General features: G+C 55.6%; 27 protein-coding genes and 1 tRNA gene. 11 read left to right on the top strand and 17 right to left on the bottom strand.

Annotated features, from left to right (window positions below):
* Positions 1-197 precede the first annotated feature (197 nt).
* Complete coding sequence (locus tag TH19_RS20700; protein WP_114104260.1) at positions 198-1,991, top strand: Na/Pi cotransporter family protein; 1,794 nt, start codon at positions 198-200, stop codon at positions 1,989-1,991.
* 19 nt (positions 1,992-2,010) lie between these two features.
* Here the strand turns inward: TH19_RS20700 and TH19_RS20695 are convergent, their stop codons facing one another.
* Both TH19_RS20695 and TH19_RS20690 read right to left on the bottom strand, forming a co-directional pair.
* Positions 2,011-2,478: a GNAT family acetyltransferase gene (locus tag TH19_RS20695; protein ID WP_114104290.1), complete on the bottom strand. Its 468-nt coding sequence runs from the start codon at positions 2,476-2,478 to the stop codon at positions 2,011-2,013.
* 220 nt (positions 2,479-2,698) lie between these two features.
* Positions 2,699-3,364 carry a hypothetical protein gene (locus TH19_RS20690; RefSeq protein ID WP_114104259.1) on the bottom strand — a complete coding sequence of 222 codons (666 nt, stop codon included), beginning with the start codon at positions 3,362-3,364 and terminating at the stop codon, positions 2,699-2,701.
* A 205-nt stretch (positions 3,365-3,569) separates the two neighbouring features.
* On the opposite strand from TH19_RS20690, the gene TH19_RS20685 reads away from it, so the two are divergent.
* The 3 genes from TH19_RS20685 to TH19_RS20675 all read left to right on the top strand — a co-directional run bounded on the left by TH19_RS20685 (position 3,570) and on the right by TH19_RS20675 (position 7,684).
* Positions 3,570-4,295, top strand: coding sequence for a response regulator (locus TH19_RS20685; RefSeq protein WP_114104258.1), 726 nt, complete (start codon positions 3,570-3,572; stop codon positions 4,293-4,295).
* Entirely contained in the window at positions 4,292-5,908 is a 1,617-nt protein-coding gene (locus tag TH19_RS20680) for an ATP-binding protein (RefSeq protein ID WP_114104257.1), read from the top strand. The genes TH19_RS20685 and TH19_RS20680 overlap by 4 nt, the downstream gene beginning before the upstream one ends.
* Before the next feature lie 462 nt (positions 5,909-6,370).
* Complete coding sequence (locus TH19_RS20675) at positions 6,371-7,684, top strand: adenylate/guanylate cyclase domain-containing protein (protein ID WP_114104256.1); 1,314 nt, start codon at positions 6,371-6,373, stop codon at positions 7,682-7,684.
* A gap of 87 nt (positions 7,685-7,771) precedes the next feature.
* Here TH19_RS20675 and TH19_RS23165 read toward each other — a convergent pair whose 3' ends face one another.
* The 13 genes from TH19_RS23165 to TH19_RS20610 all read right to left on the bottom strand — a co-directional run bounded on the left by TH19_RS23165 (position 7,772) and on the right by TH19_RS20610 (position 15,432).
* The gene (locus tag TH19_RS23165; protein WP_258548066.1) at positions 7,772-8,320 is read right to left on the bottom strand and encodes a hypothetical protein; all 549 of its coding nucleotides are present in this window, start codon (positions 8,318-8,320) and stop codon (positions 7,772-7,774) included.
* A gap of 83 nt (positions 8,321-8,403) precedes the next feature.
* Entirely contained in the window at positions 8,404-8,670 is a 267-nt protein-coding gene (locus TH19_RS20665) for a RebB family R body protein (protein WP_114104255.1), read from the bottom strand.
* 60 nt (positions 8,671-8,730) lie between these two features.
* Positions 8,731-9,054, bottom strand: a complete 324-nt coding sequence (locus tag TH19_RS20660; protein WP_114104254.1) for a RebB family R body protein — start codon at positions 9,052-9,054, stop codon at positions 8,731-8,733.
* A gap of 115 nt (positions 9,055-9,169) precedes the next feature.
* Positions 9,170-9,394: a RebB family R body protein gene (locus tag TH19_RS20655; protein ID WP_114104253.1), complete on the bottom strand. Its 225-nt coding sequence runs from the start codon at positions 9,392-9,394 to the stop codon at positions 9,170-9,172.
* On the bottom strand, positions 9,391-9,597 hold the full coding sequence (locus TH19_RS20650) for a hypothetical protein (protein WP_114104252.1): 207 nt from the start codon (positions 9,595-9,597) through the stop codon (positions 9,391-9,393). Before TH19_RS20650 ends, TH19_RS20655 begins: the two co-directional genes overlap by 4 nt.
* A 5-nt stretch (positions 9,598-9,602) precedes the next feature.
* A complete protein-coding gene (locus TH19_RS20645; protein WP_114104251.1) occupies positions 9,603-9,902 on the bottom strand; it encodes a RebB family R body protein in 300 nt (99 codons plus the stop codon).
* Positions 9,903-9,913: 11 nt separating this feature from the next.
* Positions 9,914-10,219: a RebB family R body protein gene (locus TH19_RS20640; protein WP_114104250.1), complete on the bottom strand. Its 306-nt coding sequence runs from the start codon at positions 10,217-10,219 to the stop codon at positions 9,914-9,916.
* A gap of 125 nt (positions 10,220-10,344) precedes the next feature.
* A complete protein-coding gene (locus tag TH19_RS20635) occupies positions 10,345-10,680 on the bottom strand; it encodes a RebB family R body protein (protein ID WP_114098412.1) in 336 nt (111 codons plus the stop codon).
* Positions 10,681-10,914: 234 nt separating this feature from the next.
* Entirely contained in the window at positions 10,915-11,238 is a 324-nt protein-coding gene (locus tag TH19_RS20630; protein ID WP_068518667.1) for a RebB family R body protein, read from the bottom strand.
* Between the two features lie 234 nt (positions 11,239-11,472).
* Positions 11,473-12,774 carry an RNA polymerase sigma factor gene (locus TH19_RS20625; protein ID WP_114104249.1) on the bottom strand — a complete coding sequence of 434 codons (1,302 nt, stop codon included), beginning with the start codon at positions 12,772-12,774 and terminating at the stop codon, positions 11,473-11,475.
* A 152-nt stretch (positions 12,775-12,926) separates the two neighbouring features.
* Positions 12,927-13,436 carry a hypothetical protein gene (locus TH19_RS20620; RefSeq protein WP_114104248.1) on the bottom strand — a complete coding sequence of 170 codons (510 nt, stop codon included), beginning with the start codon at positions 13,434-13,436 and terminating at the stop codon, positions 12,927-12,929.
* On the bottom strand, positions 13,436-15,085 hold the full coding sequence (locus TH19_RS20615) for a hypothetical protein (protein ID WP_114104247.1): 1,650 nt from the start codon (positions 15,083-15,085) through the stop codon (positions 13,436-13,438). The genes TH19_RS20620 and TH19_RS20615 overlap by 1 nt, the downstream gene beginning before the upstream one ends.
* A 271-nt stretch (positions 15,086-15,356) precedes the next feature.
* Positions 15,357-15,432 (bottom strand) — tRNA-Thr (locus TH19_RS20610).
* Between the two features lie 196 nt (positions 15,433-15,628).
* Here TH19_RS20610 and TH19_RS20605 point away from each other — a divergent pair.
* A complete protein-coding gene (locus TH19_RS20605) occupies positions 15,629-16,402 on the top strand; it encodes a class II glutamine amidotransferase (RefSeq protein WP_114104246.1) in 774 nt (257 codons plus the stop codon).
* Here the strand turns inward: TH19_RS20605 and TH19_RS20600 are convergent.
* Complete coding sequence (locus TH19_RS20600) at positions 16,391-16,810, bottom strand: hypothetical protein (protein ID WP_147250804.1); 420 nt, start codon at positions 16,808-16,810, stop codon at positions 16,391-16,393. The genes TH19_RS20605 and TH19_RS20600 overlap by 12 nt on opposite strands.
* 54 nt (positions 16,811-16,864) lie before the next feature.
* Positions 16,865-17,647: a DeoR/GlpR family DNA-binding transcription regulator gene (locus tag TH19_RS20595; RefSeq protein WP_114104244.1), complete on the bottom strand. Its 783-nt coding sequence runs from the start codon at positions 17,645-17,647 to the stop codon at positions 16,865-16,867.
* Positions 17,648-17,846: 199 nt separating this feature from the next.
* Here TH19_RS20595 and TH19_RS20590 point away from each other — a divergent pair, with 199 nt between their 5' ends.
* The 6 genes from TH19_RS20590 to TH19_RS20565 are packed head-to-tail and all read left to right on the top strand — an operon-like array spanning position 17,847 to position 23,871.
* Complete coding sequence (locus TH19_RS20590; RefSeq protein WP_181846503.1) at positions 17,847-18,824, top strand: ABC transporter substrate-binding protein; 978 nt, start codon at positions 17,847-17,849, stop codon at positions 18,822-18,824.
* Positions 18,825-18,865: 41 nt separating this feature from the next.
* Positions 18,866-20,560 (top strand): ABC transporter permease, encoded by a 1,695-nt coding sequence (locus TH19_RS20585; protein WP_258548065.1) that lies wholly within the window; start codon positions 18,866-18,868, stop codon positions 20,558-20,560.
* Positions 20,548-21,633 carry an ABC transporter ATP-binding protein gene (locus TH19_RS20580; protein WP_114104242.1) on the top strand — a complete coding sequence of 362 codons (1,086 nt, stop codon included), beginning with the start codon at positions 20,548-20,550 and terminating at the stop codon, positions 21,631-21,633. Before TH19_RS20585 ends, TH19_RS20580 begins: the two co-directional genes overlap by 13 nt.
* Positions 21,633-22,721: an MBL fold metallo-hydrolase gene (locus TH19_RS20575; RefSeq protein ID WP_114104241.1), complete on the top strand. Its 1,089-nt coding sequence runs from the start codon at positions 21,633-21,635 to the stop codon at positions 22,719-22,721. Before TH19_RS20580 ends, TH19_RS20575 begins: the two co-directional genes overlap by 1 nt.
* Before the next feature lie 44 nt (positions 22,722-22,765).
* On the top strand, positions 22,766-23,356 hold the full coding sequence (locus TH19_RS20570) for a histidine phosphatase family protein (RefSeq protein WP_114104240.1): 591 nt from the start codon (positions 22,766-22,768) through the stop codon (positions 23,354-23,356).
* Positions 23,353-23,871, top strand: a complete 519-nt coding sequence (locus tag TH19_RS20565) for a phosphatase domain-containing protein (protein ID WP_258548064.1) — start codon at positions 23,353-23,355, stop codon at positions 23,869-23,871. Before TH19_RS20570 ends, TH19_RS20565 begins: the two co-directional genes overlap by 4 nt.
* Positions 23,872-23,951 lie beyond the last annotated feature (80 nt).

Genomic DNA, 23,951 nt, shown 5'->3' with positions numbered 1-23,951 from the left:
GGACTGGAGCAGTCCGCATAAGTTTGGTTTGAAGTCAAAAGCAGCGTATTGGTTTGACCGGTGCGCTGTTTTTCATTGTGGGGTCTGACCCGTCAGGTTTCAGATAATGCAATTGCTACGATACTGAAAAGCCTGACAATTCTTGCGGGCTGTAGTAGTTTTTCTGACTGACTGTCACTTATCATCGCGGGTTTTGAATGTCCGGTGTGCTGCGCTTATCGTTGCTGGGTCTACTGTTTGTTTTGCTTGGTCATAGCCCGGCACTGGCCGCCGAGGATGGCGGGACGCTTCAGGCCGGATGGATGGCCGTGGGGCTTGTCGGCGGGCTTGCGCTTTTCCTTTATGGTATGGACCATTTGGCAAGTGCACTTAAGACCCTTGCCGGTGCGCGCCTGCGCTTCATCCTGTCAAAAATGACGCGCAACCGGTTCATGGCGGCGGTTTCCGGTGCCTTGATCACCGGGCTTGTGCAGTCATCAAGTGTGACGACCGTTTTGGTGGTCGGGTTTGTGTCGGCCGGTTTGATGCCCTTTGCCCAGTCGATTGCTGTGATCATGGGTGCCAATGTCGGCAGTACCCTGACCGCGCAGATCATTGCATTCAAGGTTGAGGCAATTGCACCACTTTTCATCGCCATCGGGTTTGGCATGATGATGATGGGCGGGCGCAAACGCTTTGCCCTTGCCGGAAAGGCGATCCTTGGCATGGGGATGCTGTTTTTTGGTATGGGCATGATGAGCGAGGCGATGGAGCCCCTTCGCACCTATCCGCCCTTCATCGATCTGATGGCGCAGATGCGCAACCCTGTTCTGGCAATCATTGTTGCAGCGGCATTCACCGCACTGGTGCAATCAAGTGCGGCAACCACCGGGATTGTTATTGTTTTGGCCGGGCAGGGGCTGGTTAGTCTCGATGGCGGGATTGCCCTGATTTTCGGGGCGAATATCGGAACATGTTTCACGGCCCTTCTGGTGACGATTGGCAAGGGGCGGGATGCCTTGCGCACCGCCATCGGGCATGTGCTGTTTAACATTGGCGGTGTTTTGCTGTGGTTGCCCTTCATTCCGCAATTTGCGGAATTTGTGTCTGATATTACCAATGTTTCCAATGGCGGGGGGGCGGATATCGCCCGCGAAATTGCCAACGCCCACAGCATTTTCAACATCGCCAACGTCATCCTGATGATTGGCTTTGTGCCATGGATTGCGCGCCTAATTGAAAAGATCGTGCCACTTGAAACCGTGATTGATCCGCCGCTTGATCCCAGTCCGAAATATCTGATGCACGAAGTCACCAATACCCCGGCGGCCGCGATTGCGCTTTTGCGCAACGAGGTCATCCATATGGGCGATATCGTGACTGATGTGGTGCGCCGCGGGCAGGAAGCCATGCGTAATCCGACCACCAAGAAGCTGACAAAAATCAGTGAACTGGATGACGGGGTTGATGATCTTCAGGATGCGATTGCCCTGTTTGCCGGTAAAATCCGCCGTTCCGACCTGTTGCCCAAGGAACACCACCGTCTGCAAAATGATCTTGCAGTAAGCAACCATCTTGAAGCAGCCAGTGATCTTGTGGCCGAGGAAATGGTCGGGCTTGTGTCGGAACTGATGGAGCTTCGGCAAATCTCGTCCGAGGAAAGCCGTGCCCAGATGGCCGAGCTTTTCGTGATGGCCGAAGATTGCCTTAAGCAGGCGCTTACGGCCTATTCCGCCGAGGATCGCGAAGCAGCCCTGGCGGTTTTGTCGCGCAAGGAAGAGTTTAACGAAAAGCTGGATCTAACACTGCGCCGGATCAGCGATGCCATCGGCCCGCGTGATGTTGATATCCGGTCTTACCGGATTACCGTTGCCCTTGTGGAACGGATGAACCGCCTGTTTGAACGTGCACGCCGCATTGCCCATGTGACAATCGCCAATCTGGACGAACGCGAAGCTGCTGGCAGCGAAGAAACCATACCGCCAGCAGAAATGCCGTCCCCGCAATCCTGATTGGATGGGGGAGCAAATATCAGATGCGCTCTTGCGGGGGCGTATCGATATCTTTTTGCATCACAGTGACATCAAGCGCGCGATAGCCAAGATGGCGATAGAAGTCCTGTGTCTTCTGATTTTCCGAGCGCACCATCAATTGCATGCGCCAGACGCCCTGATCACGCAGCCATCCTTCACCAATATCCATCAGCTTGCGGCCAAGCCCGGATTTCTGCAACGCGGGCGAAACGGCAAGGTAATAGATCCAGCCACGATGGCCGTCATGACCCGCCATTACCGACCCGATGATGTTATCGCTGTTATCTTCCCAGACGAAAAGTGTCGCGTCCGTGGCCTCAAGGGCGAAGCGAATATCCCATGCTGGCGGATTATACGGGCGATAAAGCCCGGTATCCTGCCAAAGTCGGGTCAGGGCCGGGATATCATCAAGCGTTGCAGTCCGTGGGGAATCTTTAAGAGATGGAGATAGGGGCGTATTTGTCATCGTTGTTTCTTTCGGGGCGCGTTTCTTAATCACCCACAATGATGATCACAGATCGGCCCGTCAAACCAAAAAACGTGACAAATAAAGGACATATAAAACGCCCCCAAGGGGGAACCTTGGGGGCGCTGGGGAGTGTCCGGGGTATCGGTTGGGAATGAAATCTCCCGGACTGGGGAGGTGATCAGACCAACCCTGTTGGTCTGAATTCCTTAAATGTGGCTTAGCTGATCGGGCGGCCGGTTACGCTGCTCAGTTCCATTTCGCGAACGATGTCACCGGCCTTGTTGGTCAGTGTTGCGGTATAGGTGCCGCGTTTGGTTTGGGTCAGTTCGCCAAGTTTCAGCTCGCCATTGCCAAAGCGGATCGCCATTGCGTTGGCCAGTACGTTCATCTGATCAGCGGTAAATTTGCGATCAAAGCGTTCTGCCTTGTCCGGGCGCGGCATCAGTTTGCGCAGGTCGCGGCGTTCATCGCGGTCCATGCGGCCGGTTTTGGCATCAAACTTGATAACTTTAACAACACCGCCCTCGGCATTGACCAGAAGAACGTCAATCTTGCCCGGTTCTTCGGCCATCAGGGCATCACCGGTTTTAAGATCGACCGTGTCGGTTTTCAGCAACATGGCATCAATCAGGATGCGGGCTTCGGCCGGGGTCAGCGGGGTTGCACGGTCGCGGGCTTCATGATGAAACTTGCCACCTTTGCCGTGTTCACCGCGACCGGCGCATTCACCACCCTGTTTGTCGCCGTGACCTTTGCCGGGCATGGTCCATGCACCGGGGGCACCACCATCGCCGGGTGCGGCATAGGTTACAGCAATCGGGGTTGCAATCAGGCCAGAAGCAAGCAGGGCAGCAGCAAGTTTGATTTTGGTGTTACGTTTCATCGTAGACCTCGGTTCGTTGGGGGATCGCTCGTTGAGGTCTGTTATGACGGATGATTGTCGCGAAATGATCCCGAAGAACCGGCTAATTGGTCGCAAAATTTGCCAAAAGCCCGAAATGCGACAATTTGATACAAATTGCCGTTTTTGCCCCAAATGCCAACGCGTTAAATTATACTGACATACCGTTTCAGATACAGGACCGCATATGAGCGACCAGCCCCACATTCTTGTTGTCGATGACCACCGTGACATTCGCGATCTTCTGGGCCGCTATTTGCGCCAGCATGAATATCGTGTGTCACTGGCATCCGACGGGCGCGAGCTCCGCAAGATGATGGCAGATAACGTGTCGCCGGACCTGATCGTGCTTGATCTGATGATGCCCGGCGAAGACGGGCTTAGCCTGTGTCGCTGGTTGCGTGAAAATCACGATGTGCCGGTGGTGATGCTGACGGCCCTTGGCGAGGAAACCGACCGGATCATTGGTCTTGAAATGGGGGCGGACGATTATCTGGCAAAGCCGTTCAATCCGCGTGAATTGCTGGCCCGGATCAAGGCCGTGATGCGTCGTGCGCAAAGTCTTCCGGTCGGGCGCAAGGGACCGCTTCCGGGTGGGGAAGTGCATTTTGATCGCTGGGTCCTTGACCGGACGCGACATGAATTGCGCGACGGAAGTGACGTTGTCTTGCCGCTAAGTGCCGGGGAATACGGATTGCTGTGTGCCTTTGTCGAACATCCCAACATGGTTCTTAACCGCGACCAGTTGCTTGATCTGACACGCGGGCGCGAAGCCATCCCGTTTGATCGCAGCATTGATAACCAGGTCAGCCGATTGCGCAAGAAAATCGAACTTGATGCCAAAACCCCGACCCTGATCAAGACCGTCTGGGGTGGGGGCTATATGTTTGCCTGCGAGGTTGTCGAAAAATGACCAAGCGCCGCCTGATCAAGCGTCTTTGGCCACAAAGCCTGACCGCGCAGCTTGTGTGCCTGTTACTGGGGGCGATCATTCTGACCCATATCGTGTTGGGCGTGATGCTGGCCGATGAACGGCGTGATGCGCTGGCATCTGAACGGCGGGGCAATGCCCTGACCCGTGTGGCCGCCATTTCGCGTATTTTGACCACCACGCCACAGGAAAACTGGCCGGATGTTTTGCGGGTCGCGCAATCGCCCTATACACGGCTGCGGCTCGTGGAAACCACCGATGTTGCGGCGGCAAACGGCATTGTGTCCGACAAGCTTTCAAACAAGCTGAACGAACTTTTGGCATCGGGCATTCCGGCCCGTGTGGAAGTCCTGACCGAAGATGATTGTCGGTCGGAACGCAAATCACTGAAAAGGGCCAAAGAAGCATTTCTTGATGACTATCACCGCGACCCGTCAAAGCGGCCGCCCCCCAATGATGTTCATCATGCACATGGCGATCGGGTGGCGCCGTGGGAATTGCGGTATATGGAACGGTTTGATTGCGGTGGTGCGCCGGTCATGCAGATTGCCGTGCCGATTATCCCGGCACTTGGCAATGGGCCGGACAGCCCTGATCTTCAGGGGATGGATGACATGGCCGAGGAAAGCCTGTCTTCGGCCAAAACCACCACGATTCCCCCGGCACAGCCGCAAGTCTGGTTAGAGGCAATGATTGGCGGGGTGATGCCACCGCCCTGGTTTGTTTTTGACAATGTCTTGCGCGTTGCGCTTTCGGCACTGGTGATTGCGATCATTACATTCTTTATTACGCGTCGTATTTCAAGGTCCTGGGCGCTTTTGGCCCATGCGGCTGACCGGGTGGGGCGGGGCGATTATCCCGAACCGGTGCCCGAAACCGGCCCGATTGAAATCCGCCGTGCTGCCAAGGCGTTTAACCGTATGACGGCACGTCTTAAACGGTTTGTCGAAGACCGCACCCGGATGCTTGCCGCCATCTCGCACGATTTGCGCACGCCGATCACATCGCTTCGTCTGCGCGCCGAATTTGTTGATGATGCAGAAAACCGTTCCCGGATCATCGAGACACTTGATGAAATGGAACAGATGGTCGAAGCCGCGATGGCATTCGCGCGCGAAGAAACCGCCAATGAAGAAACGCGCAAAATCAACATGACTGCCCTTGTTGAGTCCGCGGTCGAGGATCTTGCCGAAACCGGTCGCCCGATTTCCTTTGTCGGTGACGGTACCGCACGGGTTTATCCGTGTCGTCCGCTTTCGGTTAAGCGGGCCTTTGGCAATCTGGTGTCCAATGCCCTTCGATTTGGCGAACATGTCGAAGTCACGGTTCGCGATGCCGATGACGAAGGTTTGTGGATTGAAATTGCCGATGATGGACCGGGAATTCCGGTCGACAAGCGCGAACAGGTGTTCGAGCCATTCTTCCGTCTCGAGGAATCACGCAATCGTGACACCGGTGGGATCGGCCTTGGTTTGGCGATCGCGCGCACGGCCATTCGTGCCCATGGCGGCGAGATTTATCTTGAAGAATCCAGCAAGGGTGGGCTGTTAGCGCGCATCTACCTTCCGCCAATCACATCGCATATCAAGGCATAAGTTTCTAGCTGATCGGTTAGGTCTTTTTGGGAAATCAGATGGTTAAGATTTTTTGACAGTTTGCCCTTGCGTTTTTAATGACCAATGGTCATTTGTGTGCGCGGAAATAGATTGTTTCCAAATTAATAATTGCGAATTGGCATTGCTGTTCTATTTAGGGCTTGCACTTTATCTAATGGCAAAGATGGCGTCAGAACGGACAAAAGATGCTAGGATGCCGCTGAAGTCCGGGGAAATTCCCGGACAAGGTGGCAGACGCAGCAGATTGCCGGCGGTTCTGACGTCCTGCGGATCGGAGATATTTGCACGGGCTATAGCGTCGCTTCATCTTGCAAGGCAGATAGCCTTGCTGCAATGAAGCTCCTTATATCCGCACAAATCTCTCGCGACCATCTTGGTCATTAGATGAAGTGCAAGCCCTGAGCGGTGCAAAAATAAACGCGAAAATGGACGGAGCGAACAATGAACAATAACGGCCAGGACTCAGCAGTCGTGACGTCGCTACCGGGCACCAATAATGCCCAGGCAGCGCGTGGTTTCGTGCGTTCTGTCAATGACTGGCTGATGGAATGTGCGCTTGATGATACCGACATCAGCGAACTTCTTTCAGGCATGGTCAGTCGTCTGGTCGCATCGGGAATTCCGATTGACCGTGTCATGGTCGCCTTCAAAACGCTTCATCCCCTTTACGAAGGGGTTTCCTATATCTGGAACAAGGAAAGCGGTCAGGTTGAACGATCCACCCATATGGGGATTGGCGACGATGACGATGACAGACGCGACTGGGACGAAAGTCCGATGAAATGGATGCTCGATAACGATGTCAGCTTTATGCGCCGGCATTTGATCGGGCCAAGCTCGGTGATCGATTTCCCGGTTCTGGAGAGTTTCCGCCGCAATCGCGGCACCGACTATTATGCGTTGATGACCCCGTTTGTGACGGACCGTGACAGCACGCTTGATAGCAACCGCATTTTCATGACCTACCTTACCCGCCGTCCCAGTGGTTTCTCGGACGAGGATTTGGCGATCCTGTCGGGTATTCAGCGGCGCTTTGCTGTGTCGTGCAAAATGCGTATCAATCACGAAGAAACCAGCACCATTTTGGAAACCTATCTTGGATCGGATGCCGGCGGGCGTGTGCGCAACGGTCAGATCAAACTGGGTGACAGTACCAAGACCCGTGCGGTGATCTGGTTTTCGGACATGCGCAACTCGACATCGGTTGCAACCCATGTTGGCGATGACGCATTCCTTGGTGAAATGAATGATTTCTTCGCGGCAACCGCCGGTGCGGTTCTGAAACATGGCGGGCAGGTGCTGCGCTATATCGGGGACGCGACCCTTGCGATCTTCCCGATTGGCGAGAACGAAAACAATCTTGAAGAAGCCTGTCTGGCCGCCCTTTATGCCGCGGCCGAGGCCCAGATCAATATTGATACCCTGAATGCTACCCGTGAAGAGGTCGGAAAACCGCCCTTTGATTACGGGCTTGGTATGCATGTTGGTGATGTGATTTACGGCAATGTCGGCGTTTCCGAACGTGTCGATTTTACCGTGGTCGGACAGGCGGCAAACGAAGCCGCCCGGATCGAACAACTGACCAAGCAGCTTGGCAAGCGGGTTCTGGTCAGCTCGACCGTGGCCAGCTTTATTTCCTGCCCGACGCAGGAAATGGGGGCTTATGAGCTTCCCGGCACGGGTGTCAGTGTCAAGCTGTTTGCCCCCGACTTTGCCGAGGCCTGCCACCGGATTGAATTGATGCGCGCCGGATAACCGACGGTATCAGCACCAAATCACCAAAAGGCCAATCCACCGATTGATGGATTGGCCTTTTGGTTTTCCGGGATATCGGTCGGACATCTATGCCAGGCTGTCGAAATCCTTGACCACGGAACTTGCCGACTGTCCGACGCTGGAAAAGGTTTTCTGGGCATCGGTGACGGCCTGTGTCGCGGCCTTGATAATATCGGCATAGGGGGAGACTTCCTTTTTCACCAGCATCTGTTGCATGGCAACGCCGGTGGTCGCCGATGCCATCGACATGATGTTGCGCAGATAATCGGTGGAATCCTGCACGGCATAGGCCGCGGCCTGTGCGACCTTTTGATAGGCAACACCGTTGGCCCCGGGAATGGCGCCGTTAAGGACCGCGTGATTGGTAGTGCCGACTGCCTGCACGATTTGCGGGTTAAGGGCGGTGCTAAGCGGTGGCGCATTGGCGGCCGGACTGGCAGGGGGGCTTGTATTGCCGCTATTGCTGTCATCGCTGCCCGAACTATCGCTGTTTTCGCTGTCGGCATTTTTGCTGGCCGCTGCGTCCGGGGGGCTGTCACCTGATTTGGCGTCATCCCCGGCGGGGGGATTGCCTGTGCTGTCTGCGTCGGGTTTGGTGTTGTCGTCGTCTGCCATCTTGAACCTCTTGCGGGGTGTGGGCGTGCGCCGTTATTTGGGTGTTGGTGCAGGCATCAACATGGTTTTGGCAAGCATGATGCCTAGGACGGTGTGCCGCCACCTTTGCCGCCCATGCCGCCGCCTGTGCTGTCAAGGATCATGCGACACGCGCTTGATGTTACAGCATTGCCGATCTGTTGCAGCCCGCCCTGGGTTTGCATGGCGTTTTGCATCGACAGACTGATGGAGTGGGCCATCGTCTGATAGACAAGGCCCATGGCCTGTGCGGGCGCCTCGCCAAGGACCTTTACGTTGGTCTGGGTTACAGCGTCCGTGATTTGTGCATTTACAGGGGTGTTGTCTGCCATGTCACGCCCTCGTGTTTAAGACCGTTGCCAGGCCGCAGAAAGACCGGGCGGGTCAGGTGCCTAGCGGCGGGTTGCTGCCAAAATAACCAAAAGCGTCAATAGCGTGTCGGCATTGTCCGACCGGCCAAGTTTGGCGGCGGCCTGTGCGCCGGCCATGGTATTGACCGAATAAAGCTGCATCACGCCCTGATTGGTTGCCGCCTGCGAACAGATCGATGCCTGTTGCTGGGCCTGAACCGCGTTCTGGAACAGGATCGATGTTGAATGTGCGGCACTTTGATAGATCGATCCCATTGCATTGGCAGGGGCCGATCCAAGAATGCTGACCGAGCTTTGAGTAACAGCATCGGTAATCTGACCGTTCACCGGGGTTGGAATAGCCATGATATCCTCCGAAAAGGCGGTCCGGGTGACCGCACATTCCTAGACGCGGAATGCAAAGATTTGTGATCAATTTTCCGGGGTTGTCCCGGTTTTTGTCATCAATTCAGGGGCGGTGTTAACCGGCCTGGGCGGTAATCATTGCCACCAGTTTGGACGTGGCGGTATTGACGACCTGTTGCATGTTGCCTTGGGTCAGTGTGGCATTTTCCATGGCAAGTCCAGTCGCGTGGGAATGGGCTTGCAGGGCGATGGAAACAGCCTGTGCCGGACTTTCACCGAGCACCTTGACGTTGGTTTGGGTGACCGCATCGGTGATTTGCGGGTTGACGATGTTGCTCATGTTTCGTCCTCTGGTTCTTCACCCTGTTCGTCATCCGGGTCGGGCTTGGGGACGGGGTAGTCGAAATGCTCCTTGTAATCGGACCCGTCGCCGATGAAACGTCGATCGAGCATGTTGTACCAGGGCAGTTCTTTTTTACCGTCATCCTCTTCTTTCTCGTCGTCATCGGCCGGGTCATCCAGCCCTTCACCGAAGCCGCCCAAACCTTCTAGGTTGGCCCCGGATCCGATTTCTTGTTCTGCTTGCCAGCCTGCTGACGAGTAAAAAAATTTGGCTTGTGGTCCTGAACCGACAAGGTCGCCTTGGCGCATTCCATGGTGGTGGCAAGGCTGGCGACGGATTGCTGTTGCTGTTCGTTGACCATATTGGCAAACAGGATGCCCTGTGCCTGGGCCTGCGACAGATAGGATTGCATTGCCCCCATTGCCGGGCCATTGGCGATGACCGAAGTGTTGGTCTGGGTCACGCTGTCGGTGATTTGTTCATCAACTTCGTTCGGGTTGCTCATCGTGGTGATCCTTAATGGTTACGACGATTGATCAGTTGCAGAATACTTTGGGTCATCGTGGTCATGCCGATCATGGCGTTCTGCTTTTGGGCAGAAACCATGTTGGCCATCAGAATGTTCTGGGATTGCGTCTGACCCAGCATCGATTGCAGGGCGGCATAACCGGGACCAGCCCCCAATGTCGCCACATTGGTCAGCGCAACGCAGTCGGTGATCTGGTCGGACACCGCGCATTGATGCGGTTCGGTGTTGCCATTGGAATTGAACTGATTTTGCTGGGAGCTGTTGCCGTCTTGTGCCGATGAATTCGATGGCATGTCGGTCTCCTTGGCTGGCGTAATTTGGACTTATCGCTATGACGCGGGGCCTTGGCATTTGTGAAAGAAAAAGCCCGGCAAGCTTGCGCGTGCCGGGCGGGTTCGGCGGCGAAACCAAAATGAAGTTACGACACGGATGTGCCGGTCGTTGCTTTGAGTGCCGACAAAAGCGAAAGCATATTGTCGGGGACGTCGCTTGCTGCGAGCTTGGAGGTCGCGACCGCACCGGCCATAGTGTCGACAGAATAAACCTGAATGACGCCCTGATTGGTTGCGGCCTGGGACGAAATGCCAACCTGTTGCTGGGTGCTGACGGCGTTCTCGTAGAGAATGCCATGAGAATGCGCCAGCGACTGGTAAAGCGAGCCCATGGCCATTGCCGGCGCGTCCCCCAGAACCTTTACGTTCGCCTGGGTGACTGAGTCGGTAATCATGCCATTGACCGGAGTGTTATCAGCCATTGTGTATCTCCTGGTTGCCTAAAGAAGTGCCGGAAGGAAATGGACCCTTCCAACCAGCCCTTTCCGCATGTCTTGCGGTCAGACTTTTGACGGGGGCCGCCCGCTGTTGTGACGCAAAGCGTCGAAAAACTTGGGGACGGAACGGATGGTTAGCCGAAAGAAAATCGGGCGGTTGCCAAGGGATGCAACCGCCCGATTTGATGAAGACCTGTTTGGGGGAACAGGGATCAGAAATCAGCTTTTGACGGCCTGAAGCGCGGTCAGAAGCGAAAGCATGTTGTCGGGAACATCGCTTTTGGCAATCTTCGAGGTCGCAACAGAGTCTGCCATCGTATCGACCGAATAGATCTGAATGACGCCCTGGTTGGTGGCGGCCTGCGAGGTGATGCCGATCTGCTGCTGTGCGCTGACGGCGTTTTCATAAAGAATGCCGGTGGAATGTGCGAGGGACTGGAAGATCGAGCCCATTGCCATTGCCGGGGCGTCGCCCAGAACTTTCACGTTAGCCTGGGTGACTGCATCAGTGATCTGACCATTGACCGGGGTCGGAATCGCCATTGTAAAGTCTCCTTCGTGTGCTTGTGCTGTGTGCTGCTTGCTGTTGTGATCCTGACGGGGTTTCGCCGTCCCGTTTTCAGTCTAAAGACGTTGGCCGTATGGGGTTGTGACGCGTCTTTTGATTTTATCGTTGGTTTTTTCGATGCTTTTGATGTCGTCCCGGCTTGATCCGGGGAAGGGGCACATTTGCTCGGTCCAAGTCGGATTTGTGTTTCTATGACGGGGCAGGCGGGATTATTGAATGCCTGCGCCCCTAAGATGTTCGCGCGCCAGCTGGACACGTTTGCGTACCGCGCAATTGCTTAGTCCAAGGGCCTCGGCGATTTCGTCGTAGCTTCGATCCTGTACGCAGCGCATCAAAAGCGGCTTGCGCAGTTTTTCCTGCATCGCCAAAAGGGCGGTTTCAAGCTGATCAAGCTGTTCGCCGGCCAGAAATGACTCTTCTGGGCTTGGAATGATCGGGGCTGTGATCGGGGATGCGGGGATATCGGCACTGCCGTGGGTTTCTTCGCGGTATTCGGCTTTGCGCCGGTTCTGGCGGTGCAGATCAATGCAGGCGTTGTGGACAATCCGTGACAGCCATGCGCGATGGTTGCGAATTTCGTCCATTGAATCTTCGAATTTGGTGGATGCCTTGACCATTGCCTCGGACAGGGCGTCCTGGGCATCATCCATATTGCCCGACATCAATTTCAGGCACTGTTTCAAAAGACTGTCTTGCTGATCAATCCAGAGCGGCCAGAAATTCGGTGCTGCCGGACCCAAATCCGTTTCGGGTGTGGATGCCAAATCCTGTTCTTGTGTTCGCGGAGGATTGGGCCAGACGTCGGATGGCGGGGCGGGGTGGCCAGGGTGCCGCGTCTCGGTTTGTGGCGTTGTCGGCAAAATGCCGCGCAAGACATCCATCGGATTGGCGTGAAGGGAATTGCCAAAACCGGGAAGGGCACCTGCAATGATATCTTCGGGGCGCGGGGCGTTGCGCGATGGTTCCAGTCCGGGAAAACCGGCAAGCGGATTGAAATCCGCCGGATAGCCGGGCGGGGGGCTGTAACGCGCTTGCGCGCTACTTGCCGAATTCCCTGTATCCTGCTGATTTCTTGTGGCGTCCGGCTGGGGCTCCGAAGCGTATTGCGTGCGCTGGTTCCGGTCGTGTGAAGGAGCAGATGGTGCCGACGGCGCAAATGACGGTGCAGGAGGTTCGATTGATCCGGATGGGAATTGTGGACTGCTCTGAAAGACCGATGCAGGGTCAAGTTTGGCATCCGCACCCATTGGCATGTTGCCGTGATTGTCCGGTCGATATTGGGGGCTGATGCCCTGATCCGGAAAGGGCTGTGCATCCGGTGCAGTCAGCCTGCTCAGATAATCTTCGGCGATGCGTGCGCGCTGGTCGGGTTTCAACCGTGACCAGATCGACGTGACATTTTCGCCGTCATCCATTGCCTGACCAAGCGTTTGCTCAAGGGTCTGAACGAAGTACCGTTCGGCCTCTGTCAGGCCGGCCTCTTCCTGCTGATTATTTTTTTCGTTCTGCACTATGGACTCCTCCAAATAATGGATTGCAACCTTAGGCTGAGTAGAGTTCGGTTCGTTTATTATGACGTGATTGGTAAATAATTGTGAATAAAAGTTATTATGCAATTTTTGGTTGTAATTGGCTTTGGGCGATTTAGAGGTATGGCATGCCTCTACGGGGCTGGATTTTTGGAACCGGACCGGGCGGCAGTTTTGTCATTACCGCGCGAACTTGTGGCTCGATCATCCGTATCTTCGGCGTTTGTGGCCGGAAACGCCGCGGCCAAAGCAGTTTCGACCTTTTCTGAAAGAACCTGCATGCGAAGGTCAATTTCGCGGGTGATGATGTTGCGGATTTCATTCGCAATTTCGAACATGACCTGCTGGTCGCCCTGAAGATTTGCCGGGGATGACATGTTTGGTGCACCCTGTGCTGGTTGACCCGATGGTTGTCGCGGTGATTGCCCGGCGCCAATCGGTGGCTGCGGGGCGGTTGTGCCGGATCTCACCTGTCCGGTGTGGTTGCTGATCGTATAGCGCTGATCAAGGACCTGTTCGCGGGCGCGCTCGGCGGCTTGTGTCATGGCCTTCTGGGTTGCCAGATATTCCTGGTTAAAGGCCTTTCTGACCGCATCCTTGCGATTGCTTGCGGTTGCAATGTCCTTATGCGCCTGACCCGACATCAGGTGCCTCCCTTGGTATTGTTGGTGTTGCTGCTGTTATTGCCCGCAGTCTTGGTCTGGCGGGGAGCCGGTTTCGTGCTCGGTGCGCTGGTCGTCTGACTGTCGGCTTCGTCTGTGCTGTCCGGGCTATCGGGATTGTCCGATTTGTCAGCGCTGTCCGAACTGTCCGAATTGTCAGTGCTTGGCGAAGTGGATATTGGGAGGGGTGGCTTTGGTTTGGCTGTGCCGCTGTTGCCGTCATCGGTGTCTGAAGTCGGGAAGTGGGGCTGGATAAAGCCATATTCTGTCAAATCGGCCTCTGCCGGGTTGCTTGCCAGGCCGGTCAGGCTGGTTTCAAGGCGACCATTGCCATTGGCCACCATGCTGGCGGCCTTGCAGGTGGTATTATCGCTTTGTCCGCCGCAGGTCAGAATGGCGGTCGGGGTGCAGGTTCGTGCCTCGGTCAGAAGCTGGGCCGTGACGTTAAAGCTTGTTTCCTGATCATAGCGAACCAGCACTACAAGGCTTGCACCCTTGTCGCCTTCGCTTGGCGGGGTGATTTGTACCCGGAACGGAATGAATTGGCTTGGTCCGGTCAGAATATTGCCGCCGACAACCGGGCTGGGCAGCGGGCCGGTATATTCGAACTGTACCGGGATCGGGGCGCGATCGGCAAAAATCAACCGGATCAGGGCAAGGTTGGGGACGCTGCTGCTGGAAATCGATCCAATCGACTGTTCAAGATGCAGGGCATAGGGCCCGCCGCCATAAACCGGCACTTCCGACATTTGTGCCTGTGCATCGTCCTTTGCCGTGCAATCAAACATCAGGGCGCGTAAATGCGACGGCATTGATGCGGGCATGGATACCGACAGTTCCGATTGCGCATCGGTTGACGGACCAACATGCAGACGCCAGTTCTTCAAGCTTTCGGGAACGTTGCCTGCGACCAATTGTGCGCCGATGGCGGTTTGTGCCCGCGTCCGCCCGGGCGAAAGCGGCTGTCCCTGTGCCATTGTAATGGTCCAGTCCGGGCCAGCATCCGGTGTCGTTGTGGTGCTGTTACCAGCATCCGGGGATGGGGCTGAATTACCCTGAAGTTTTGGCATGGCGGTGCGGAACATGTCATCGGCAATCACCGCCCCGTTAAGGTCCGTGGTGCTGCCATCCATGTTGGTGATGCTGACGCCCCATTGTGCGGAACTGGTGCTGTCGCTACTGGATGACGCTTCGAAAAACGGGCTGTTCATGGTTGGGGCCTCGGAGTTTGACGGGCTGCCACGCATTGCTTGCGCCAGGATGGTGGTGGCATCGGGAATGACGTCATTGAAATTGGGGGAAGGTGATGCCGTGCGCGTTGGGCCCGACGTCTCAAACAGGTAGCGTGCGATAATATCAAACGCGGTTTCGCCGCTGCGTGCTGGTTGGGTTGCCGGGGATGCGGGCACAGTGCTGCTTGTGCTGCTGACAAAGCCGAACTCGTGACACAGGGCCGTCATCAGATCGAGAGCATCCTGTGGCTCACTGTTGCTGGTTTGACCGGGCTCGGTCGGTTCCGACAGGCCTTTTTCAGCCATCGCCGGGCCATCTTCGGGCAGGACGGTGCCTTGGTCTTGTGTGGTTGCGGTCGGCTTTGCCGGATCGGGTTTGGGCGCGTCACTGTTTGTCATGCCTGCATTCCCCAGTCTGAAAACAGAAGTCTTGCAACAAAACTGTTGCGACATAGGCGTTGCCCCGTGACCAAATATCAGCCGGTAAACGGTTGTATTGGTGTCACAAGAGGTAAACGCTTCCGTGCAAAAAGACGTGCCGGAACGGGGAATGTGAAATGATCGGGGGATTGTGCCGGGCGGGAGTGGCGGATTTTGGCCCGGATCAGAAAAGACAAAACCCGCCGAAAGTGCAGAAAACTGCGCCTTGGCGGGTTGTTGTAGTACAAAATGGTGCTGGTGATAGGATTTGAACCTACGACCTACGCATTACGAATGCGCCGCTCTACCAGCTGAGCTACACCAGCACGATTCATTTTGTGGCGCGGAAAATACGGACAATCACCGGGCTTGGCAAGTGCTTTATTGCTCTTTTTGCCAACAAACCCGAACAAGACACCGGGACCTTAAAATCACGGTTGATCAGCATAATATCACATTGACCATGCTGTAATTATGCGGCTTAGATGCGTGCGGTTGGAATTCATGCTTTGGGGGCAGGTAATGTGTCGTTGGCTCAGTTACGTTGGTGATCCGGTTTATCTTGAAAAGCTGGTGTTTGAGCCGCGCCATTCGCTGGTTGAACAAAGCCTTCATGCCGAGCAGGCCAAAACGCCCACCAACGGGGATGGTTTTGGCATTGGCTGGTACGATGAACGCCCGACACCGGGCCTTTATCGCGAAATCCTTCCGGCCTGGAATGACCCGAACCTGCGTGCATTGGCACACCATATTCGTTCGGGCCTGTTCTTTGCCCATGTCCGGGCCTCGACCGGGACGCACACCAGCCGCACCAATTGCCATCCCTTTGCGCACAGCAACTATCTTTTCATGCATAACGGCCAGATCGGCGATTACCCGCTGGTGCGCCGATCCCTTGAAAGCATGATCGAGGACGAGTTTTACGAAGGTCGTCAGGGATCAACCGATAGCGAGCTGATCTTTTGCCTGATGCTGACTCTTGGCCTGAAACAAGACCCGCATCGCGCCATCCGCCGCACCATCGAGGTCGTCGAAAATGAAATGAAGGTACGCGGCGCAACCGCCCCGTTCCGTTTCACCGCCTGCCTGTCAAACGGCAAAAGTGTCTGCGCCATCCGCCATGCCAGCGACGACAAACCGCCATCCCTTTACTGGCGCAAACGCGACGATCATGTGATTGTCGTATCTGAACCGCTTGATACAGAAACCGAAAGCTGGACGGCTGTTGCCCCCAACCACACCCTTCATGTCGAGGGGGATCTGGTTGTGACTGAAGATGCGACATTAAAGTCCTGAGGCATTTTGGAATGAATGAATGGCTGTATACGAGCCAACAGCAAATAAGATGAGGCTAAGCAAAACTGCAGCAGCACCAGCAAAGAGGATCATTCGTGCTTTTCCTTTAAATGCACAGTTATTCGTTAGATGGAAGTTTGTATAATAGAACTCTCCAAAGAACGCGATAAATGAGGAAAACCCAGAGATAACAAGGCCAATGACAAAGACGGTCGCAGCACTAACCAAGCCGTCGATGACTTTAGTGTGAATAATTCTCTCGGGCGGGGCCAATTCGCTTATTTTAAAATACGCATTCGCAGTAACGGGAATTAGTGCAACCAATGCGCCTCCATTAAAGATGGTGCCAGAACGAATTGCCATTCGGCAGAATGCCAATGTGCCTTCTAAAGATGTTGCTGCAACCAATTCTGTTTTCTCCTGTCGGAAGTAAAACTCTTAGTCAGTTTTTCCTAAGACTATTCATTGCACAACAACAATCTGACTGCGCGCCTTGACCAGCGCGCGTTGCAGGGCATCGCCCGGGGCGCTGTTTAGCAGTACCGTTTGAAAATCGCTGGCGTGGCCGTCACGGCAAAGGGCTTTGCGACCAACCTTTTTCTCGTCGATCATCAGGATCGCGTGATCGCAGCAGCCGACAAGTGCGCGTCTTGCGCGGACTTCATCCATGTTGAAATCAAGCAGATCACCGTCATCGGTCATGCCGCCGACGCTGACAATTCCGTAATCGGCGCGAAGACCCCCAAAGAAATCCGCGCTATCCGCCCCGATAATATCAAGATCACGGGTGCGTACCGTGCCGCCGGCAAGGCGCAGTGTCACATTGGGGGCGTTTTGCAGGGTCATGACCACATGCAGGTTATTGGTCAGTACGGTCAAATTGCGATGCGATGACAAATGCTGGGCGGCGAGTTCGGCGGTGGTGCCGGTGCCAATCGCAATCGTACAGCCCTCCGGGATCAATTCGGCGACCTTGGCGGCAATCGCCATCTTGCCTGACCTGTTCCAGACTTCGCGTTTTTCATAGGCCGCATTATCCGGGTCGGGGGCGGGCCCCGCCAATCCGTGACGGCGAAACACACGTCCCTGTTCCTGAAGATCGCGCAGATCGGTTCGGATGGTCTGGACAGACACATTAAAGCGGCGCGCCAATTCTTCGACCGCCATAAAACCACAGGATTTCACAAGGGCGACAATGCGGTCACGGCGGCGGTCAAGCGGGACGGGATCAGGCGTTTCAGACACGGCTTATTCTTTCGTTCGAAAGTCATGGTTTCGTTTGTGCCCGGAGTATAGACAGGCCTGATTGTAACTGAGAAGCCCGGTTTACCTGTTGAAACATTTAATTCTTGGTGTTGTCACACAACTGTTATCGAAATCCATATAGCTTCCGGATCGAAATGTTTTCGAACGAAACCTTATTTTCGATCAAGGGATGCCGATCATGCGTAACGTTCTTCTTGCTGCTGTCGCGACTGCTGCGATGATGCTGCCGGTTGTTGGCCAGGCTGCTGAAAAGCTTGTTGTCTATACCAGCCAGCCCAACCAGGATGCCCAGACCACTGTTGATGCCTTTATGGCTGCCAACCCGGATGTTGAAGTTGAGTGGGTCCGTGATGGCACCACCAAACTGATGGCGAAACTGCGCGCCGAGATCGCTGCTGGCGACCCGCGCCCGGACGTTCTTCTGATTGCCGATACGGTAACGCTGGAAGGCATGAAACAGGAAGGTCTGCTTCAGGCTTATAAATCGGCCGAAGCCAAATCCTATGAAGACGCGCTTTATGATGCCGAAGGCTATTACTATTCCACCAAGCTGATCACCACCGGTATCGTTTATAATACCGCAGCCAAGGCACCGACCTCGTGGAAAGACCTGTCGGCTGCTGATGCGAAGAACCAGCTTGTCATGCCAAGCCCGCTTTATTCCGGTGCGGCCCTGATCCATCTTTCGACCCTGACCGAGAACAAGGATCTGGGTTGGGATTACTATCAGGCACTGGCCGCCAACGAAGCCCGTGCACAGGGTGGTAACGGCGGCGTCTTCAAGGCGGTTGCATCGGGTGAAAAGCCATATGGCGTGGTTGTCGATTTCCTTGCCATCCGTGGCAAAGCCAAAGGTTCGCCGGTTGATTTCGTCTTCCCGAAAGAAGGTGTGACCTATGTGACCGAGCCGGTCGCCATCATGAAAGACGCCAAGAACGTTGATGCCGCGCACAAGTTCGTTGATTTCGTTCTGTCCGATGCCGGTCAGAAACTTGTTCTTGATATGGGCTATATCCCGGCCCGTAACGACATGGCCCTGCCGGAAGGTTTCCCGGCGCGCAAGGACATCAAACTGATGGACTTCAACCCGGCCATCGCCCTTGAACAGGCCGAAGCGAACAAAAAGAAATTCGCTGATATCTTCGGGGCTGAGTAATGCAGGCAACAGGTCGCCTTCGCGGCGCTCTGCCTGGCATCATGACCAGATCCACAGGCAACCGGTCTTCGGGCCGGTTGCTTTACTGGTTGCTGTTGCCGGTATTCGTGATTTCCATTCTGCCAATCGTCCGCCTGGCGTTTGAAGGGGTATTTGTTGGTGGCGTGCCGTCGCTTGATTATTTCCGGGATGTTCTGGGATCGGGCGCAACATGGCAGGCAACCGCCAACAGCCTTTACACCGCAGGGCTTGGAACGATTATTTCGCTTGTGATCGGGGGCGCATTTGCCTTTCTGGTCGCGCTGACCGATGTGCGTGCCAAGGCAGCACTGGTCTTTTGTTTTATGATCCCGATGATGATCCCGCCACAGATCACCGCCCTTAGCTGGGTGCAATTGACCGGGCCAAGCAGTGCGCTTTTAAACGCCTTTGGCATGGCACCGCCCATGGGATCGCCCCAGCCGCTTTATTCCGCCGAGGGGATCGCGCTTTTACTTGGTATCCAGCACGCATCCATCGTGTTTCTGACCCTGCGCGCCAATCTGCGCATGATCCCGCGTGAACAGATCGAAGCCGCCCGGCTTGCCGGTGCGCGTGGCGGGCGTTTGTGGTGGCAGATCATTTTACCACTCACCAGCCCCGGTCTCATTGCCGGAACGGCGATGGCCTTTGTTACCGCACTTGGCAATTTTGGCATTCCGGCGATGCTGGGCATTCCGGCCAATTACCCGACATTGCCGACCCTGATCTACCAGAAACTGGCCGGGTTCGGCCCGTCGGTTCTGGGCGAGGTATCGGTTCTTGCCATGCTGATTGGTGCGATTGCGATTTGCGGTGTTGCGATCCATCACCGGCTGCTTGCCAATCGCGATTACCGTTTGATGGGAATGGTCGGGCGTCCGCTCGATATCCGTTTGGGCGCACGCCGTTCGTTGGTTGAAACCATCCTGTGGGCGGTTCTGATCGCCATTCTTGTTGTACCGCTGATGGCGTTGATTGCAACGTCGCTGGTACCGGCCTTTGGCGTGAAGCTTAATCTCGGCAATTTCAGTTTCGGGGCGTTCTACGAAGTCCTGTTTGTGCAGCCATCAACCATCCGCGCATTCCATAACAGTTTCCTGTTGTCGGTGGGGGCGGCGGTAACGCTTGTTCTGGTGTGCTTGCCGCTGGCCTATGTGATGGTGCGCAAACCATCGAAACTGACCAAGCTGATCAATCTTTTGATCGAAGTACCCTATGCGTTGCCCGGCGTGGTTCTGGCGATTGCGTGCATCTTGCTGTTCATCAAGGTCCCGGTGATTGAAATCAGCCTGTATGGCACGCTTGGCATTATCTTTATCGCCTATCTTGCACGCTTCCTTGTGATCGCGTTGCGCCCGGTGATGAACAGCTTCACCCAGCTTGACCCGGCCCTTGAAGAAGCAGCCCAAGCCTGTGGGGCGGGCCTTTGGCGACGGTTGCGCGATGTGTTGTTGCCGTTGGCCGCACCATCGGCAGCAGCCGGGGCGTTACTGGTTTTCCTGACCGCGTTTAACGAGCTTACCGTTTCGGCCCTTTTGTGGTCGGCGGGGAACGAGACGCTGGGTGTTTTGATTTTCAATCTTGATGACAGTGGCGACACCGTTCTGGCCTCGGCCGTGGCGGTACTGGTCGTGCTGGTTGTGATCGCGTTGATGAGCTGTTTTCAGCTTGCATCGCGTCGTTTGCCCAAGGGAGTTGTGCCATGGCAGACATAAATCTTTCGCGCATTACCAAATGCTTTGGCGATTACCGCGCCCTTGATCAGGTATCGCTTGATATCTCTGATGGGGAATTCGTTGCCCTGCTGGGCCCGTCGGGCTGTGGCAAAACCACGCTGCTTAGACTGCTGGCCGGATTTGAAGAACCGGGCGAGGGCCAAATATCAATCGGCGGACAGGTGGTTGCCTATCCCGCCAAAGGCGTGATGGTCAGTCCCGAGGACCGCAATCTTGGCATTGTGTTTCAATCCTATGCACTGTGGCCGCATATGTCGGTTGCGCGCAATGTCGGATATCCGCTTGAAGTGCGTGGCATGAACCGGGCTGATCGGGATCGCCGCATTGCCGAGGCGCTTGATATCGTGGCCCTTGGCCCATATGCGGATCGCAGCCCCGCCGAACTTTCCGGCGGGCAACGGCAACGTGTGGCACTGGCACGGTGTCTGGTGATGGAACCGCGTGCAGTGTTGCTTGATGAACCGTTGGCGAACCTTGATGTTCATCTGCGCGAAACCATGCAGCAGGCGTTTCTTGATTTCCATCGCCGCACCGGGGCAACGATGATTTACGTCACCCATGATCAGGCCGAAGCCATGGCAATGGCCGACCGGATCGCGGTGATGGACAAAGGCCATATCCGCCAGATGGCGGCCCCCGAAACCTTGTATCGTGAACCGGCGGACCGCATGGTCGCGGGCTTTGTCGGGGCCGGATCGGTTTTGCCGATTACCGGTGTGCAGGTCGAAAATGGCGGGACTTGTTCGGTCAAGCTTGGCGATACCCGGATTGCGGCACGTGTTTGCCCGAAACTGGCCAATAGCGGCCATATCAACGGGCAGGCGGGTCTTTGCCTGCGTCCCGAAGATGTCTGGGTCGAAGACGAGGCCCCCTTGCGCGGCAAGGTTGAGGATTGCGTTTATCTGGGCGGGCGGTTCCGCCTCTCGGTGCGGATTGATGATGATCATACCCTGCCGGTTTACGCCAACCGCCGGGCGCGGGTCGGTGATCCGATCGGGCTTAAGGTCGCGGATGGCTGGGTCTTTGATCGCCTTGCCGGTGAGGTCGCCTGATGTCAGCCCGGATGCGTGTTCTTTCGGGTCTTGGTGAAAAAGGCCCGGCCTGTTTGCGACTGGAATTCTTTAACCGGCGCTGGATGCTTGATTGTGGTGTCGGCCCGGAAAGTGATCAGGGATTTGATCCGGCCTGGCTGAATAAAGTTAACGCCGTTTTCATTACCCATGACCATATCGATCATATCGGTGCGGCCGAGGAAATCGTGTCGGCCGGATTGCCGATCTATTGTACCGAAGTCACCGCACGTTCCTTGCCAAAGGGTGCGAATGTCATTCCGTTGCCGCCGCACGGGGAAATTCAGGTTGATGGCGTAACTGTTACAACCGGGCGCACCGGCCATTCATTTGGCGGGGTGTGGCTGCATTTCGAACTGGGCGGCGGGGTTCTGTATTCGGGTGATTTTTGCCATGAATCCGATTACTTCCTGTATGACACGCCACCTGATGCCGCGACCGTGATGCTTGATGCGTCCTATGGGATGGAACAACTGACCCAGCAGGTCCGTATCGACAGCCTTTTGACCACCATGACCAAGCTCGATGGGCAAATTCTGTTTCCGGTGCCACCCAGCGGGCGGGCAGCCGAAATGGCCTTGCTGTTTGAAAGCCACGGTCTGACCGACTGGTCGATGGATGATCGTTGTTACGGGCAGGTCAAGCAGGTGCTTGATGCCCATGGTGCGGATTACGTGAATGCCGATGCCATCCGCCGTTTGCGCGAACTTAAGGACAAGGCAAAGCATTTCAACCCGGATGCCAGATTGCTTCTGTGTCATGCGCCCTGTGCGACTTTTGGCAAGGCGCGCGAACTGATTGACAAATGGCGTGATGCCGGGCGGTTGGGCGCAAGTGCCCATGTGATCTTTACCGGGTTTATGCCGATTGAAGCCCGCAAGATGGTTGAAAAAGGCCATGCACATTTCCGGCGCTGGAACGTGCATCCGCTGGCAAGCCACGTGATCGAGCTGGCCAATCAGTGCCATGCCATGCAGGTGGTGCCACTGTTTACCAGTTGCCCCGAGGATTTTGGTCTTGTCGACGGGTTCGACGGGCGGCTACAGCTTGCTGATCGGTTCTATTTGTAATGGGTTGCGATCCATTTCGACATTCAAACGGGTGATGCCTGATCATGATTTATGCTGCTGAAAAGTTCGATTTTCCGAAATTGCCGTTTGTTTTCATCCGGCACGGAGAAACCGATGCCAACCGCGCAGGGATCATTGCCGGATCGAACGAGCCGCCATTAAATGAAACTGGTCGCGATCAGGCAATTGCCATCGCTCCCCTGATGGCACAGGCAAGCTGGCGTGCGGTTTATGTCAGCCCGCAAGACCGCGCACGGACAACCGCAAGCCTTGTTCTGCCCGATTACGAGGCCAAGGTGCTTGACGGTTTGCGTGAACGTCATTGGGGTGATCTTGAAGGCCGCCCGATTTCCGAACTTTGCCCGCGCTTTGACACTCCGCCCAATGGCGAGGGGTTTGATGCAATGTGTCAGCGCGTTTCATTTGCCATGCAACAGGCACTGGCCGAAGTCAGTGATGACTTGACCGTGATTGTTGCCCATTCCGGTGTGGCGCGCTGCATTCTTTACATGACCGGGTTTGAAGCCGACGGGCCGCGCGTGCCCAACGCCACCCCGATCCTGTTCCGTCCGACGCAAACTGGATGGGAATACGAATATCTGACCGAAACTCTGATCAAGGAGATCTCCGCGTGAATAACGCTGCTGCCAATGCGCCCCAAACCCGCCCGAATGCCGATAATGCAAACAAAGCAACGAATGCGCGCGATGCGGTGGTGTTTGATATGGATGGAACACTTGCGCATTTCGATGCCGATGAATTGGGGCATCTGGTTCACGGCGTGGAAAAACAATGGGATGCGTTTTTTGATGCGATGGACCTGGCCAAACCGATTGAAAATATCGAACGGCTGTTGCGTATTCTTCATGCATCGGGTCATGCCATCGTGATCTGTTCTGGCCGCCCGGCAGGTTGGCAACACCGATCCGAAGCATGGCTTCGCGCCCATAATATCCCGTTTGATGGCATGTATCTGCGCCCCGAAGACGCCGATCACCGCACCGACGAAGAGGTCAAGGAAGACCTTCTGGCACAAATCATTTCAGACGGTTTTAACCCGTGGCTGGTGGTCGATGATCGTCGGCGCGTGGTTGATAAATGGCGCGATATGGGCCTGACCTGTTTGCAATGCGCACCGGGTGACTTTTAAGGGCCGGGTGTAATCATCGGACAAATAAAAAGACCGGCATCGCGCCGGTCTCAGACTGCTGACAAAGTCCTCGCCATAAG

It is taken from the genome of Thalassospira profundimaris (assembly GCF_003326675.1).
In the GTDB taxonomy this organism is placed as follows: Bacteria; Pseudomonadota; Alphaproteobacteria; order Rhodospirillales; family Thalassospiraceae; genus Thalassospira; species Thalassospira aquimaris.
This window is presented reverse-complemented; position numbering and strand designations above follow the sequence as displayed.